A 12427-nucleotide genomic window follows, 5' to 3' on the forward strand; every position below is an offset into this window, starting at 1 on the left:
ATGCTAGTACACCCGCAGCCGGATCCCATCGCCTTTGCCATCGGACCGGTGCAGATCCACTGGTATGGCCTGATGTATGTCGTGGCCTTCGCCCTGTTCCTGATCCTGGGCCGCGTGCGCATTCGCCAGCCGCACATCGCCGCGCAAGGCTGGAAGGCCGAGGACCTCGACGACATGCTGTTCTACGGCATGCTCGGGGTGGTGCTGGGCGGGCGCCTGGGCGAAGTGCTGTTCTACCAGCCGCTCTACTTCCTGCAGCACCCGCTCGAGATCTTCATGGTCTGGCGCGGCGGCATGTCCTTCCACGGCGGCTTCCTGGGCGTGCTGATCGCGATGGCCCTGTGGGCCCGCAAATCGAAGCGCAACCTGCTCGATGTGTACGACTTCATCGCGCCGATGGTGCCGCTCGGGTATGCCGCCGGGCGCCTCGGCAACTTCATCAACGCTGAACTGCCGGGCCGCCTGGCCGACCCCAGCCTGCCCTGGGCCATGCTGTGGCCGGGCGTCGAAGGCCCGCGCCATCCCTCGCCGATCTACCAGATGCTGCTGGACGGGATCATCGTGTTCCTGATCCTGTGGCCCTATGCGCGCAAGCAGCGCCCGCGCCTGGCGGTGGGCGCCATGTTCACCCTGCTGTACGGCTGCGCGCGTTTCACCACCGAGTACTTCCGCGTGCCGGACTGGGAAACCACGGTGCTCGGGATGCCGATCACCTCGGGCCAGGTGCTGTCGCTGCCGATGATCGTCGCCGCCCTGGTGATGCTGGCCTGGGCCTACCGCCAGCCGAACGGGCGTCCGGCCACGGCCTGAGCTGCCTTTGATGGGTAGGGTGGTCGGCTGTGCCGACCGCGCGTTCGACAAGTGCGAACGCCTCCATCACGCTTGCCGCAGCTGAACGCGCGTTCGGCGGTCATTCAGTCCAGTGGACTGAATGACGAACACCCTACGCACAAACCGCCCGCTGCAGGTCTTCGAGCGAGGCCGGCTTGGTCAGGTGCAGGTCGAAGCCGGCGCCCAGCGCCTGGCTGACATCGGCGCGCTGGCCGTAGCCGGTCAGCGCGACCAGCCGCAGGTCAGGCGCCTCCTTGCGCAGCAGCGTCGCCAGCGCATAGCCGTCCATGTCGGGCAGGCCGATGTCCAGCACCGCGACATCGGGGATGCGGCGCCGCACCTGCTCCACCGCGGCCACCGCCGTTTCCGCCACCCGTACCGTGTGCCCCAGGTGGGCCAGCACCGCGGCCGTCGCTTCGGCCGCATCGAGGTTGTCGTCCACCAGCAGCACGTCACGCTGTTCCATTGCGGGCGCAGGGGCCGCCTCCGGCGCCGGCAAGGCAGCCGCGGCCAGCGGCAGCCTCACTTCAAAGCGGCTGCCCTTGTCCAGTCCCTCGCTGTGGGCACTGACCGAGCCGCCGTGCAGCTCGACGATGCGGCGCACGATCGCCAGGCCCAGTCCCAGCCCGCCGGTATGGCGCGCCAGCGGCTGCGGGGCCTGGAAGAAGGGTTCGAACACGCGCTCTAGCATCGGCCTGTCCATGCCCACCCCATCGTCGACAACCGCCAGGCGCGCATCCATGCCGTCGGCGGCCAGGGTGACGCGCGTGCTGCGCCTGCCGAAGCGCGCCGCGTTCGACAGCAGGTTGTTCAGCACCTGGGTCAGGCGGCTTTCGTCGCCCTGCACCCACAGCGTTTGCGGCGTCTGCACCTCGACCCGGGTGCCCGGGAAGGAGGCCGCCACGTGGCGCACCAGTTCGGCCAGGTCGAGCGGGCGCCGTTCGATGCGCAGCTTGCCGCTGGTGACGCGCGAGACGTCGAGCAGGTCGTCGACCAGGCGCTTGAGGTGGTTGGCCTGGCGCCGCAGGATGGTGCGCTCGCGCTGGCTGGACGCTTCGCCGCGCAGGTCCATCAGGTCGAGTGCTGCAACGATGGGGCTGAGCGGATTGCGCAGCTCGTGGCCGAGCATGGCCAGGAATTCGTCCTTGACCTGGGCCGCGGCGCGGCTGTCGGCCAGCGCCCGTTCGAGCGAAGCGAGCAGGCGCGAACGCTCGGCCTCGTGCGCGTCGCGCAGGCCGGCGGCGGCCATCAGGGCGCAGCCGGTGTCGTCGATCTCGGTGATGCGCGAGGGCGGCACCGATACCGGCAGGCCGGCGCCGAGCGCCGCGCCGCCCTTCTGCAGGCTGCGGAAGGCGCGCACGATGCGGTTCGACAGCAGGGTCGCCAGCACCGCACACGCCAGCAGCGAAGCGACCAGGCCAGCCGCGTACAGCGCGATGCCCTGCAGTGGGCCCAGCGCCGAGGGCGGCACGCCGATCGCCACCTGCCAGCCGAAGCGGGTGCGGCTGAAGCCCGTTACCACTTGATCGCCTTCGAGCGTGGTGGTGGCGGCCACCGCTTCCTGTCCGGCGCCGCGCATCAGCGCGACCAGCGAGGGGCTGGGCAGGCCGCCCACCAGGCGCTGTTGCCCTTTCGAGCGGGCGACGATGGCGCCGCCACTGTCCATGATCCCGATCACCGAGCTGGCCGGCACCTTCTGGCGCTCGAGCACACGCAGCATGCGGCCGGGCTGGACCACGGCGCTCAGCACATACCGGCGGCCGGCATTGTCGGTAACGGGAACCCGGATCGGGAAGGCGGCGCGGCCGCCCTTGCCGATCACGACGCGGCCGGCCAGGGGCTGGCGGCTGTCGATGGCGCGCTGCAGGCTGGCCGGGTCGGCGATGATGCCGGGCGGCCCGCCAAACGGGGCATTGGTGCGGAACAGGACGGCGCCCCTGTCGTCGGTGAGGATCACGGCCAGCCATTCCGGCTGGCTGGCCGCCTGCATGCGCGCGATCTCGTAGACTGGACGCAGGTCGCCGTTGGCCATGGCCGGGGTGCGCGCCATGGCTTCAAGGGCTGCGGCGGCGCCATCGAGTTCGGCATCGACGGCGCTCGACAGCGCACGCGCCAGGTTGAGCAGGTGGCGCTCCTGTTCACGCTGCTGGTAGTCTCCCACCAGGTGCAGGCCCCACACGCCCAGCAGCGCCAGCGGCAGCAGGCCGAAGGCGGTGAGGAGCACCAGCAGGCGCCGGAGCGAAACGGTGAAGCCCTGGCGCAGCGGCATGGGGTGGCCTGTGTCGAAAAACACATTATAGGCACATTGCCGTGCCCGCCATTAAACCGGTGTTATTCGAAGTCTTCGGCCAGGTTCTTCCACCCGCGGCTCTTCGCAAAAGCGGTGAACTCCTCAGGGGCCTCGAGCACCACCAGGCGGCTTTCCTGCAGCCCCGGGTCGCTGTGCCCGAAATCCGGCCCCTTGTAGCCGAGCGCGCGCAGGCGGTCGACCAGCTGGCGCAGCAGCACCTCGTCCTTGTAGGCGCCGGGTTCGAGCCGGTCCTTGAAGTCCACGTACACGTCGATGATGCCGTAGCCTTCGTCGAAGATGCGGATCGCCTTGACGTCGAGGGTGCGGCCGTTGCCGTCCTTGGCCTGGAAGGGGCCGGACAGTTCGATGTCGGAATCGGTAGTCATGGCCCCAGCATACCACCGCCCGACGCCAGGTGGTGCGCGACCAGGGCATTGGCATGGCCATGCCCCAGCCCGTGCTCGGTTTTGAGCCAGCCGACCAGCTCCATGTGCTTCATGCCCGGCCTGGCGGCCAGCAGGCCGAGCCAGTGTGAGATCGGCTGCCCGTATTTCTTTTCGATGGAAGGGAAGTACGAAGCGGGCCCTTGGGGCCTTGTCTTTTCCGTCATAATGCTCTCCGTGGTGGTTGAGGAAACTGTACATTCCCACGACGATTGGGACGAACGAACATCGACATGATAACAACGCGGCGACAACGATGGTGGCTGGCGCTGGCGGCGCTGGCCGTGCTGGCGCTCACCGCCTTCTTCCTCATGTGGCGTCCGGCGCTGGAACCGCAGGCTGCCGCGCCGCGTGTCGATGCGGCCCTGGTGGCGCGCGGCGCCAATCTGTCCCGGCTCGGCATGTGCGCCGCCTGCCACACGGTCGATCCATCGCGTCCCTTCGCCGGCGGCCTGGCCTTGACGACGCCGTTCGGCACCGTCCACAGCACCAACATCACGCCGGATGCGCAGACCGGGATCGGCGCCTGGAGCTTCGAAGCCTTCGAGCGCGCCATGCGCCAGGGTGTCTCGCGCGACGGCCACCTGCTCTACCCCGCTTTCCCCTACAACCACTACACCAGACTGGCGCAGGACGACATGCGCGCCCTGTACGCGTATTTGATGACGCGGCCGGCCCTGAGCGCCCCGGCGCGCGAGAACCGCATGACTTTCCCCTTCGGTTTCCGTCCGCTGCTCGCGTTCTGGAATCTGCTCTACCTCGACGAATCGCCCTGGCGCCCGGACCCGGGACAGTCCGCCGAATGGAACCGCGGGGCCTATGTGGCCGACACCCTGGCGCACTGCACGGCATGCCACACACCGCGCACGCTGCTGGGTGGTCCGGACCTGAAGCGGCAACTGGACGGCGGCGAGGCCGAAGACTGGTATGCCCTCGCACTGAACGCCAAGTCCCCATCGCCGACTCCCTGGACGCGCGAGCATCTCGCCACCTACCTGCGCACTGGCATCGCACCAGGACACGCGGTGGCGGGCGGCCCGATGCAGGACGTGGTGGTCAACCTTGGCCAGGCCGACGCCGGCGACGTCGGCGCCGTCGCCACCTACATCCACGGCTTCCTGAAGCAGGCCCCGGCCCGCGCCATACCGGCGCCCGGCCCGCTCCCGGCGCCTGGCGACAAGGACCCCGACCTGGCCCGCATGCGCCTCGGCTACGAGACCTATGCAATGGCCTGCGCCAGCTGCCACGACGCGGGCCGCGGCGCCAGCTCCGGCGCCGCCCTGCAGCTGCAGGGGGCGGTGGCCCTGTACGATCCGGACCCGCGCAGCCTGGTCCACATCATCCGCGAGGGCATCACGCCGCCCGATGGCGCACCGGGACGCTGGATGCCGGGCTTCGCCACGGTCCTGAACGACACCCAAACGACGGCGCTTGCGGCCTACCTGCGCCGCTACGGTGCCAAAGCCGAGCCGTGGGAAGACCTGGACGAGGCGGTGCAGAAAGCGAGGACACAGTGAGTAAATTCCAGCTGCAGGTCAACGGCAAGGCACAGACGGTCGACGTCGACGCCGACACGCCCCTACTCTACGTGCTGCGCAACGACCTGAAGCTCAACGGCGCCAAGTTCGGCTGCGGCCTGGGGCAATGCGGCGCCTGCACCGTCATGCTCGACAAGCAGGCCGTGATGTCCTGCCTGGTGCCGGTATCGATGGTCGGCGCACGCGCCGTGCGCACGGTGGAATCGGGCGGCACGCGCTGGGTCCCCGCTTCGGTGCTGCAGCAGGCCTTCGTCGACGAGCAGGCCGCCCAGTGCGGCTACTGCATCGCCGGCATGATCATGCGCGCCACCGCCCTGTTCGAGCAGGTGGCCTCACCCACCGACGCCCAGATCCAGGCCTGGATGCAGCCGAACCTGTGCCGCTGCGGCACCCACATGCGCATCCTGCGCGCGGTACGCCGCGCCGCCGACGTGCTGGCGGCCCAGCCGATCCGGAACTACTGATGACGGCGCAAACCGCTCCGCGTCCAGGCCGGCGCCGCTTCCTCGCCGGGGGCGGCGCCCTGACCCTGTCCTTCGCGCTGCCGCTGCCGGCCAGCGCGGCGCTGCCGGGCAGCCTGGAAACCGAGCCCTGGCTCGACGCCTGGATCCGCGTGGGCGCCGACAACCGCGTCACCCTCTTCACCGGCAAGGTGGAACTGGGCCAGGGCATCCGCACCGCACTGCTGCAGGTGGCGGCGCACGAGCTGCAGATCGACCCGGGGCGCATGGTATTGATCACGGCCGACACCGAACGCACGCCGGACGAAGGCTATACCGCGGGCAGCCATTCGATGCAGGACAGCGCTACCGCGATCCGTTACGCCGCCGGCCAGGTGCGCGCCCTGCTGCACGACAAGGCGGCCGCCCACCTCAAGGTGCCGGCCGCCGCGCTGGCGCAGGACAACAGCGTGTTTCGCGCCCCCGACGGCCGCCGGGTCAGCTTCAGCGACCTGGTGGCGGCCAGCGAGCTGCACGTGCGCGCCGGCGACACCCTGCCGCCACGCCCGCCGAACGCGCGGCGCTGGATCGGCACGCACCTGCCGCGGGTCGACATCCCGAACAAGCTCAAGGGCTACCTCACCTACATCCAGGACATCCGCTTGCCCGCCATGGTGCACGCGCGCGTGGTGCGCCCGCCTGCCCCGGATGCGCGCCTGCTCGGCGTCGATACCAGCCAGGTTGCGCGCATGAGCGGCGTGCTCGAGGTGGTGCAGGATGGGCGCTTCCTGGCCGTGATCGCCGACGAGGAGTACCGCGCCATCAAGGCCGCCAGGGCGCTGGCGCTGGCGGCGCGCTGGGAAGTTCCGCCGCGGCCGCAAGTCACGCGCGACGTGGCGGCCTTCGTGCGCAGCCTGCCGGCCCAGCCGCAGCAGGTGCTGGCGCGCGGCGTCCCGGCGGCTGCACGTGCGGCGGGCAAGACCCTGCGCGCCAGCTACACCCGCCCCTACCAGCTGCACGCCTCGATCGGCCCTTCCTGCGCAATCGCGCTGCGCGAGGGCAGCCGCTATACGGTGTGGACCCACGCCCAGGGCGTGTTCCCCCTGCGCCGCGCGCTGGCCGAGCTCCTGGACGTGCCGGAAAACGCGATCCGCTGCATCCACGCCGAAGGCCCCGGCTGCTACGGCCACAACGGCGCCGACGACGCGGCGGCCGACGCGGCGCTGCTGGCGCGCGTCTTCCCCGACGTCCCGGTGCGGGTGCAGTGGATGCGCGAGGACGAACATGGCTGGGAACCCTTCGGCCCCCCGATGGTGGCCGACGTCGCCGCCACGCTGGATGCGGGTGGCCGCATCGTCGACTGGCAGTACGAGGTCTGGAGCCAGGCCCACGCGACCCGCCCGGGGCGCGCCGGCAACCTGCTCGGCGCGACCCTGCTGGCGCGGCCCTTCATCCCGCCTGTCCCCAAACCCCTGCCCCAGCCGGAAGGCGGTGGCGACCGCAATGCGATTCCGTATTACGCGCTGCCGAACGCGCGCGTGACCCACCGCTTCCAGCCGGCCGGCCCGTGGCGCACCTCGGCCCTGCGCTCGCTCGGCGCCTACTGCAACGTGTTCGCGATCGAAAGCTTCATGGACGAGCTGGCGCGCGCCGCCCGCATCGATCCGGTGGCCTTCCGCTTGCGCCACCTGAATGACGCGCGCGCGATCGAGGTGGTGAAGCTGGCCGCGGCGAAGTTCGGCTGGAATGCCTACAAGCGCAGCCCGCGGCGCGGACGCGGCTTCGCATTTGCCCGCTACAAGAATTCCGCCGCCTACTGCGCCATCGCGCTGGAAGTCGAGGTGGCGCTCGATACCGGCTTTGTGCGCATCGTGCGCGCCGACGCCGCCGTCGATTGCGGCGAAGTGGTGAGTCCGGACGGAGTGCGCAACCAGATCGAGGGCGGCCTGGTCCAGTCGAGCAGCTGGACCCTGATGGAACAGGTCCACTTCGAGGCCGGCAAGGTCGCGAGCCTGGACTGGGGCGGCTATCCGATCCTGCGCTTCAGCGGGGTGCCGCAGGGGGTGACGGTGCACCTGCTGGACCGTCCCGGCCAGCCCTTCCTGGGCACGGGAGAAGCGTCCCAGGGACCGGCCGCGGCGGCGCTGGCCAATGCCGTGGCGGACGCCTGCGGCGTGCGCGTGCGCGACCTGCCGCTGGACCGCGAGCGCCTGCGCCGGCTCGCGACCTGAGCTGGGTTCAGGCCTGGCGGGTTTCCTGCGGCGCCGGGTGGTCTTCGGCCGCGGCGGCGCTGTCGCGCATGCGCATGCGCAGGCTGGCTTCGCGGTCGATCAGGAAGGCCACCAGCAGCACCAGGCCGGTGAAGGTCGTGCTCAGGTTGCGCAGTTCGCCGGTGGCGCAGAAGGCCAGGAACAGCGGCAGGTTGACCAGGGCAGAAATGGCCAGGTGGCGGCGCACCACGCGCGGCGCCAGAGGCCAGGCCCGCCACAGCACGATGCCGAGCACCGCCAGGGTGCCGACGAAGGCGCGCGAGGGGCCGACCAGGCCATAGGTGGTCTCGAGGCGGAAATACGGGTTGCCCGACAGGTAGGCCTGGATGTTGGCCAGCAGGTGGAACTCGAGCGCGCCGCCGAAGGCTTCCAGGTAGGCCGCCTTCAGGGCGACGTTCATCAGGCCCGCGAACAGCACCAGCACGCCCACCGCCAGCCACGCGTTGCGGCGCGACTGGTGCCGGCGCAGCAGCGGATACAGGGCCGGCAGCACGAAGAAGAAGGTCTCCTTGTTCAGGGTTGCCACCAGCACCAGGGCCGCCAGCGCCACCAGGCGTCCGCGTAGCGCCAGCAGGAAGGCCAGGCTGGCGAACAGCAGTTCCGCCGTGTCATAGAAATAACCGCCGACGGTCTGCAGGTAGGGAAAGGCGAGCGCGAAGGCGGTCGGCGCCAGCACCGCCGCCAGCGGCGACACATTGAAATGCAGGAGGATCCGGCGCAGCACGAACAGGCTGCCCAGCAGCGAGAGGAAGCTGGCGTACCAGACGATCGCATAGCGGAAGCGCGCGCTGTCCGTGGTCCCCGGCTGGCTCTTGGCAAAGGTCTCGTCCGGACGGAAGCGCTTGGCGACGCGCTCCTTGAGGCGATCGGAGGCGACGGCGTCGAGCCGGCGCGCCAGGTCCGGCACCAGCTGGCGATACACGAAGGGCTTGTGCGCTTCCATCTCGAGCATGGCGGCCACCCCGAAGCGCGGATCGCCGTCGCGCAGCCCCCACTTGCCGGCAAAGCCGGAAAAAGCGGCGGCGGCCACGATCCAGAAGAAGGCGAACAGCAGGAAACCGCCGGCCGCGCGCGACATGGCGCCCTGGCTGGCGGGAGAGGTAACGGGAAGCAGGTGAACGGTATCGGATGGCATGCTGCAAGGACGTTATCGAAGCCGGGCCACGGCGTCAATATGCCGGGCGCGAAGGGCGCGCAATTGTATCCGTACAGCCTCACTTCGTCACTCCCTGCCCTCCCCCTGCCCGGCCGTGACAATGGGTGAGTTTGTATGTACGCCTTTTCGGTAGCATGGTCTGTTTTTCCCTGGACCCGCCATGCAACGATTCCTCATCGCCATCCTGCTGTGCCTGAGCCTGGGCGCCGCCGGCGCACAGGACGCCGCGCCTGCCCAGCGCACGGCCGAACAGTTCCTCGCCTCGCTCAGCTTCCAGCAGGGGCGGATCACCCTGCCCGGCGGGATCGCCACGCTCGACCTGCCACCCGCCTTCCGCTACCTGGCGCCCGGCGACAGCGCCCGCCTGCTGGAGCAGGGCTGGGGCAATCCGCCCGGCGCCGGCACGCTCGGCATGATCGTGCCGGCCGGCGTCAGCCCACTGAGCGAGCAAGGCTGGGGGGTCGTGATCACCTATGAAAAGGACGGCCACGTCAAGGACGACGACGCCGACAGCATCGACTACGACGAACTGCTCACCGAGATCAAGGACGGCATCGCCGAGGGCAACAAGGAGCGCAAGGAACAGGGCTATCCCGCGATGACCCTGGTCGGCTGGGCCGAGAAGCCGCATTACGACAAGGGCCAGCACAAGCTGTACTGGGCCAAGGAGCTGCGCACCGAGGGCGCGCAGGCGAATGGCCTGAACTACAACATCCGGGTGCTGGGCCGCGAGGGCGTACTGGTGCTGAACGCCGTGGCGAGCCTGAGCCAGCTGGACCAGATCCGCACCGAGATGCAGCAGGTGACCGCCTTCACCAACTTCAACGCCGGCCACCGCTACGCCGACTTCAACGCCAGCACCGACAAGGTCGCCGAATACGGCATCGCCGCCCTGGTGGCGGGCGGCGTGGCGGCCAAGCTGGGCTTCTTCGGCAAGCTGCTGGCGCTGCTGGTCGCCTTCAAGAAGCTGATCATCCTGGGCGTCGCCGCCCTCGCCTCCGTCCTGTGGAAGTTCCTGCGCCGCGAGAAGCCGGCGCCAGGCCTGCGGAAGGTCGACCTGAGCAAGGGGCCTGAGGCCTGATGGGTAGAGCCAGGGTCAGGTCTGACATCTGGACACGGCCTCTACAGTGCACATGCTGTCAAGGCAGGGCTCGTGTCCGAATGTCAGACCTGACCCTCATTGATCGTGACCCTCATTGATCGATGCGGCCTTCCTGCGCCGCGCCCTCGGCCCGGCGCAGGAACACCAGGTGCTCAGTTCACCGCTTTCCAGAACATGTAAGCCGCCAGCGCATACAGGATCACCGCAAACACCTTCTGCAGCTGCCGCACCGGCATCCGGTGCGCGGTGCGCGCGCCGAGCGGCGCCATGCTCACGCTGGCCAGCACGATGATGGCCAGCGCAGGCAGGTAGATGAAGCCCAGCGAATACGGCGGCAGGCCGGGTTCGCCCCAGCCGAAATAGATGTTCGAGATGGTGCCCGACAGCGCGATCGGGAAGCCCAGCGCCGCGCTGGTGGCGACCGCATTATGAATGCGCACACCGCACCAGGTCATGAAGGGCACCGACACGAAACCGCCGCCCGCGCCGACGATGCCCGACAGCGTGCCGATCAGGCCACCGGTCGCGAACATCCCCGGCGCTGCGGGCAGCTCACGCGCCGCGGCGGGCTTTTTCCCGATCAGCATCTGGGTGGCCGAAAAGGCGACGAACACGCCGAAGAAGGCTGCCAGCACGGTCGAATCCATCTGCTTGCCGATCCACGGACCGATCCAGGAGCCGACCAGGATGCCCGGCGCCAGCAGCTTCACCACCGGCCACAGGACTGCGCCGTGCTTGTGGTGGGCGCGTACCGAGGACAGGGAGGTGAACAGGATGGTGGCGAGCGAGGTGGCGATGGCCATGTGGATGGTCAGTTCCGGCGCGAAGCCACGCGCGGTAAAGATCATGGTGATGAAAGGGACCAGCACCATGCCGCCGCCGATGCCGAGCAGGCCGGCCGCGAAGCCGCCGAAGGTGCCCATTGCCAGCAGGGCGAGGATCAGGCCGAGGTCCATCAGCGCTGCTCCCGCAGCAAAGCGACGATGGTGTTCCACTGTCCCGCCGTCACCGGCGACACCGACAGCCGGCTGCCCTTCTGCAGAAGCACCATGTCTTCCAGCGCGGGGATGCTGCGCATCTCGGTGAGCGGCAGGTAGCGCCCCGCCTCGATCGCACGCACGTCGACCGAGATCCAGCGCGGATTTTCCTGCGTGGCCTTCGGGTCGTGATAAGGAGAGGATGCATCGAACTGGGTCGCATCCGGATACGGGCTGCTCGCCACCTCGGCGATGCCGGCCACGCCGGGGGCCGCGCAGCTGGAGTGGTAGAACAGGATGCCGTCGCCAACCGACATGGCGTCGCGCATGAAGTTGCGCGCCTGGTAGTTGCGCACGCCGTACCAGGCGACGGTCTGCTGCGGCGCGGCCAGGACGTCGTCGAAACTGACTTCGTCCGGCTCGGATTTCATCAACCAATAGCGCATCGAATCTCCATCGACAAGCACCAATAAAAAAAGCGGCTGCGTACCAAGGTGCGCAACCGCTCGTGTGTGTAGCCCCGCCTGTGTCGTTATTGCCGGCATCCCGAACCAAAAGGCTCAAGGTGGTCGCAGTCAGCTCGATTTCGGGTTCGTCAGACTAGTGACGCTCGCGCCCACCAGGCATGTCCCGCAACCTATGCGAAAGAATGGTTCAAGGAATATATGACAAATCTCGAACACCGCAGGGTAGAGCGCAGTTTACTCTGTTGACCGAGCATGTCAACCGAAACTGAATCCAATCCGACATTCAGGACAGATTTTCCTGCGTCGACAAAGCCTTGTCGAGGACGGTGTGCATCGCTTCCAGCTTCTGCTTCACTTCCAGGATCGACATGTCGGACAGGGGGCCCTGGGGCGATTTGACCGACAGGAACTCCGCCGCCACGCTGAGCGCCGCCATGACCGCGATGCGGTCGGTGCCCCGGACCTTGCCCGAGTCGCGCAGCGCACACATCTTGCCGTCCAGGTAGCTGACCGCCTCGCGCAGGGTGCGCTCTTCGCCTTCGCGACAGGCCAGGCGGTAGGGCTGGCCCATGATGGTGCAATCGAGATGGATCATTGGGTAGCCTCGTTCGCTTCGTCGGCGTCATCCTCGGGCGCAGGGGCTTCCGGCAGGGGAAGCTCGGCGAGCAGCGCTTCGACACGGTACTGGGCCTGGACCAGCCGCTCCTTGAACTCCTGGTTCTCGGCGCTGAGCAGGCTGTTGGCCTGGCGCAGCAGGTAGTTCTCGGCGCGCAGCGACTGGGTCAGCTGGGCGAGCCGGTCGATCTTGTCGGAGAGGTCTTGAAATTCGGAAATCATTCGACACTATAGAACTGAGTTCGTTTTTCCGTCAACCGAATCGCGCCTCCATCAAGGGGAGGACGGCGTCCGGGCC

General features: G+C 68.7%; 13 protein-coding genes and 1 other RNA gene. 5 read left to right on the top strand and 9 right to left on the bottom strand.

Annotated elements, in window-relative coordinates; translation table 11 throughout:
• A complete protein-coding gene (lgt, locus tag LK542_RS16340; RefSeq protein WP_227812690.1) occupies positions 1-810 on the top strand; it encodes a prolipoprotein diacylglyceryl transferase in 810 nt (269 codons plus the stop codon).
• A gap of 133 nt (positions 811-943) precedes the next feature.
• Here the strand turns inward: lgt and LK542_RS16345 are convergent, their stop codons facing one another.
• The 3 genes from LK542_RS16345 to LK542_RS16355 all read right to left on the bottom strand — a co-directional run bounded on the left by LK542_RS16345 (position 944) and on the right by LK542_RS16355 (position 3731).
• Positions 944-3100, bottom strand: a complete 2157-nt coding sequence (locus LK542_RS16345; RefSeq protein WP_227812691.1) for an ATP-binding protein — start codon at positions 3098-3100, stop codon at positions 944-946.
• Between the two features lie 62 nt (positions 3101-3162).
• Entirely contained in the window at positions 3163-3507 is a 345-nt protein-coding gene (locus LK542_RS16350; RefSeq protein WP_227799517.1) for a hypothetical protein, read from the bottom strand.
• The gene (locus tag LK542_RS16355) at positions 3504-3731 is read right to left on the bottom strand and encodes a DUF4287 domain-containing protein (RefSeq protein WP_227812692.1); all 228 of its coding nucleotides are present in this window, start codon (positions 3729-3731) and stop codon (positions 3504-3506) included. Before LK542_RS16355 ends, LK542_RS16350 begins: the two co-directional genes overlap by 4 nt.
• 66 nt (positions 3732-3797) lie before the next feature.
• Between LK542_RS16355 and LK542_RS16360 the strand changes: the two genes are divergently transcribed.
• From LK542_RS16360 to LK542_RS16370, 3 genes are read left to right on the top strand one after another with little or no spacing between them, the layout of a single operon-like run.
• The gene (locus tag LK542_RS16360) at positions 3798-5081 is read left to right on the top strand and encodes a c-type cytochrome (RefSeq protein ID WP_227812693.1); all 1284 of its coding nucleotides are present in this window, start codon (positions 3798-3800) and stop codon (positions 5079-5081) included.
• Positions 5078-5566 (top strand): 2Fe-2S iron-sulfur cluster-binding protein, encoded by a 489-nt coding sequence (locus LK542_RS16365; RefSeq protein ID WP_227812694.1) that lies wholly within the window; start codon positions 5078-5080, stop codon positions 5564-5566. Before LK542_RS16360 ends, LK542_RS16365 begins: the two co-directional genes overlap by 4 nt.
• On the top strand, positions 5566-7773 hold the full coding sequence (locus tag LK542_RS16370; protein WP_227812695.1) for a molybdopterin cofactor-binding domain-containing protein: 2208 nt from the start codon (positions 5566-5568) through the stop codon (positions 7771-7773). Before LK542_RS16365 ends, LK542_RS16370 begins: the two co-directional genes overlap by 1 nt.
• A 7-nt stretch (positions 7774-7780) precedes the next feature.
• On the opposite strand, the gene LK542_RS16375 is transcribed toward LK542_RS16370, so the two are convergent.
• Positions 7781-8947 carry a hypothetical protein gene (locus LK542_RS16375; protein WP_227812696.1) on the bottom strand — a complete coding sequence of 389 codons (1167 nt, stop codon included), beginning with the start codon at positions 8945-8947 and terminating at the stop codon, positions 7781-7783.
• 181 nt (positions 8948-9128) lie between these two features.
• Between LK542_RS16375 and LK542_RS16380 the strand changes: the two genes are divergently transcribed.
• Positions 9129-10049 (top strand): DUF2167 domain-containing protein, encoded by a 921-nt coding sequence (locus tag LK542_RS16380; RefSeq protein WP_227812697.1) that lies wholly within the window; start codon positions 9129-9131, stop codon positions 10047-10049.
• 173 nt (positions 10050-10222) lie between these two features.
• Here LK542_RS16380 and LK542_RS16385 read toward each other — a convergent pair whose 3' ends face one another.
• The 5 genes from LK542_RS16385 to LK542_RS16405 form a co-directional block, all read right to left on the bottom strand.
• On the bottom strand, positions 10223-11026 hold the full coding sequence (locus LK542_RS16385; protein WP_227812698.1) for a sulfite exporter TauE/SafE family protein: 804 nt from the start codon (positions 11024-11026) through the stop codon (positions 10223-10225).
• Positions 11026-11493 carry an EVE domain-containing protein gene (locus tag LK542_RS16390; RefSeq protein ID WP_227812699.1) on the bottom strand — a complete coding sequence of 156 codons (468 nt, stop codon included), beginning with the start codon at positions 11491-11493 and terminating at the stop codon, positions 11026-11028. Before LK542_RS16390 ends, LK542_RS16385 begins: the two co-directional genes overlap by 1 nt.
• 67 nt (positions 11494-11560) lie before the next feature.
• A non-coding RNA gene (gene ssrS / locus LK542_RS16395) (6S RNA) lies at positions 11561-11741 on the bottom strand.
• A gap of 56 nt (positions 11742-11797) precedes the next feature.
• Entirely contained in the window at positions 11798-12109 is a 312-nt protein-coding gene (locus LK542_RS16400) for a cell division protein ZapA (protein WP_227799525.1), read from the bottom strand.
• A complete protein-coding gene (locus tag LK542_RS16405; protein ID WP_227812700.1) occupies positions 12106-12351 on the bottom strand; it encodes a hypothetical protein in 246 nt (81 codons plus the stop codon). Before LK542_RS16405 ends, LK542_RS16400 begins: the two co-directional genes overlap by 4 nt.
• Between the last annotated feature and the right edge of the window lie 76 nt (positions 12352-12427).

The organism is Massilia sp. IC2-477 (assembly GCF_020707265.1).
Taxonomy (GTDB): Bacteria; Pseudomonadota; Gammaproteobacteria; order Burkholderiales; family Burkholderiaceae_D; genus Telluria.

Bases quoted from the DNA above. Each gene is read 5' to 3' on its own strand.
- LK542_RS16390 (WP_227812699.1), bottom strand. From the start codon at position 11,493: ATGCGCTATTGGTTGATGAAATCCGAGCCGGACGAAGTCAGTTTCGAC.
- lgt (WP_227812690.1), top strand. From the start codon at position 1: ATGCTAGTACACCCGCAGCCGGATCCCATCGCCTTTGCCATCGGACCG.
- LK542_RS16400 (WP_227799525.1), bottom strand. From the start codon at position 12,109: ATGATCCATCTCGATTGCACCATCATGGGCCAGCCCTACCGCCTGGCC.
- LK542_RS16355 (WP_227812692.1), bottom strand. From the start codon at position 3,731: ATGACGGAAAAGACAAGGCCCCAAGGGCCCGCTTCGTACTTCCCTTCC.
- LK542_RS16375 (WP_227812696.1), bottom strand. From the start codon at position 8,947: ATGCCATCCGATACCGTTCACCTGCTTCCCGTTACCTCTCCCGCCAGC.
- LK542_RS16360 (WP_227812693.1), top strand. From the start codon at position 3,798: ATGATAACAACGCGGCGACAACGATGGTGGCTGGCGCTGGCGGCGCTG.
- LK542_RS16405 (WP_227812700.1), bottom strand. From the start codon at position 12,351: ATGATTTCCGAATTTCAAGACCTCTCCGACAAGATCGACCGGCTCGCC.
- LK542_RS16345 (WP_227812691.1), bottom strand. From the start codon at position 3,100: ATGCCGCTGCGCCAGGGCTTCACCGTTTCGCTCCGGCGCCTGCTGGTG.
- LK542_RS16380 (WP_227812697.1), top strand. From the start codon at position 9,129: ATGCAACGATTCCTCATCGCCATCCTGCTGTGCCTGAGCCTGGGCGCC.
- LK542_RS16385 (WP_227812698.1), bottom strand. From the start codon at position 11,026: ATGGACCTCGGCCTGATCCTCGCCCTGCTGGCAATGGGCACCTTCGGC.
- LK542_RS16370 (WP_227812695.1), top strand. From the start codon at position 5,566: ATGACGGCGCAAACCGCTCCGCGTCCAGGCCGGCGCCGCTTCCTCGCC.
- LK542_RS16350 (WP_227799517.1), bottom strand. From the start codon at position 3,507: ATGACTACCGATTCCGACATCGAACTGTCCGGCCCCTTCCAGGCCAAG.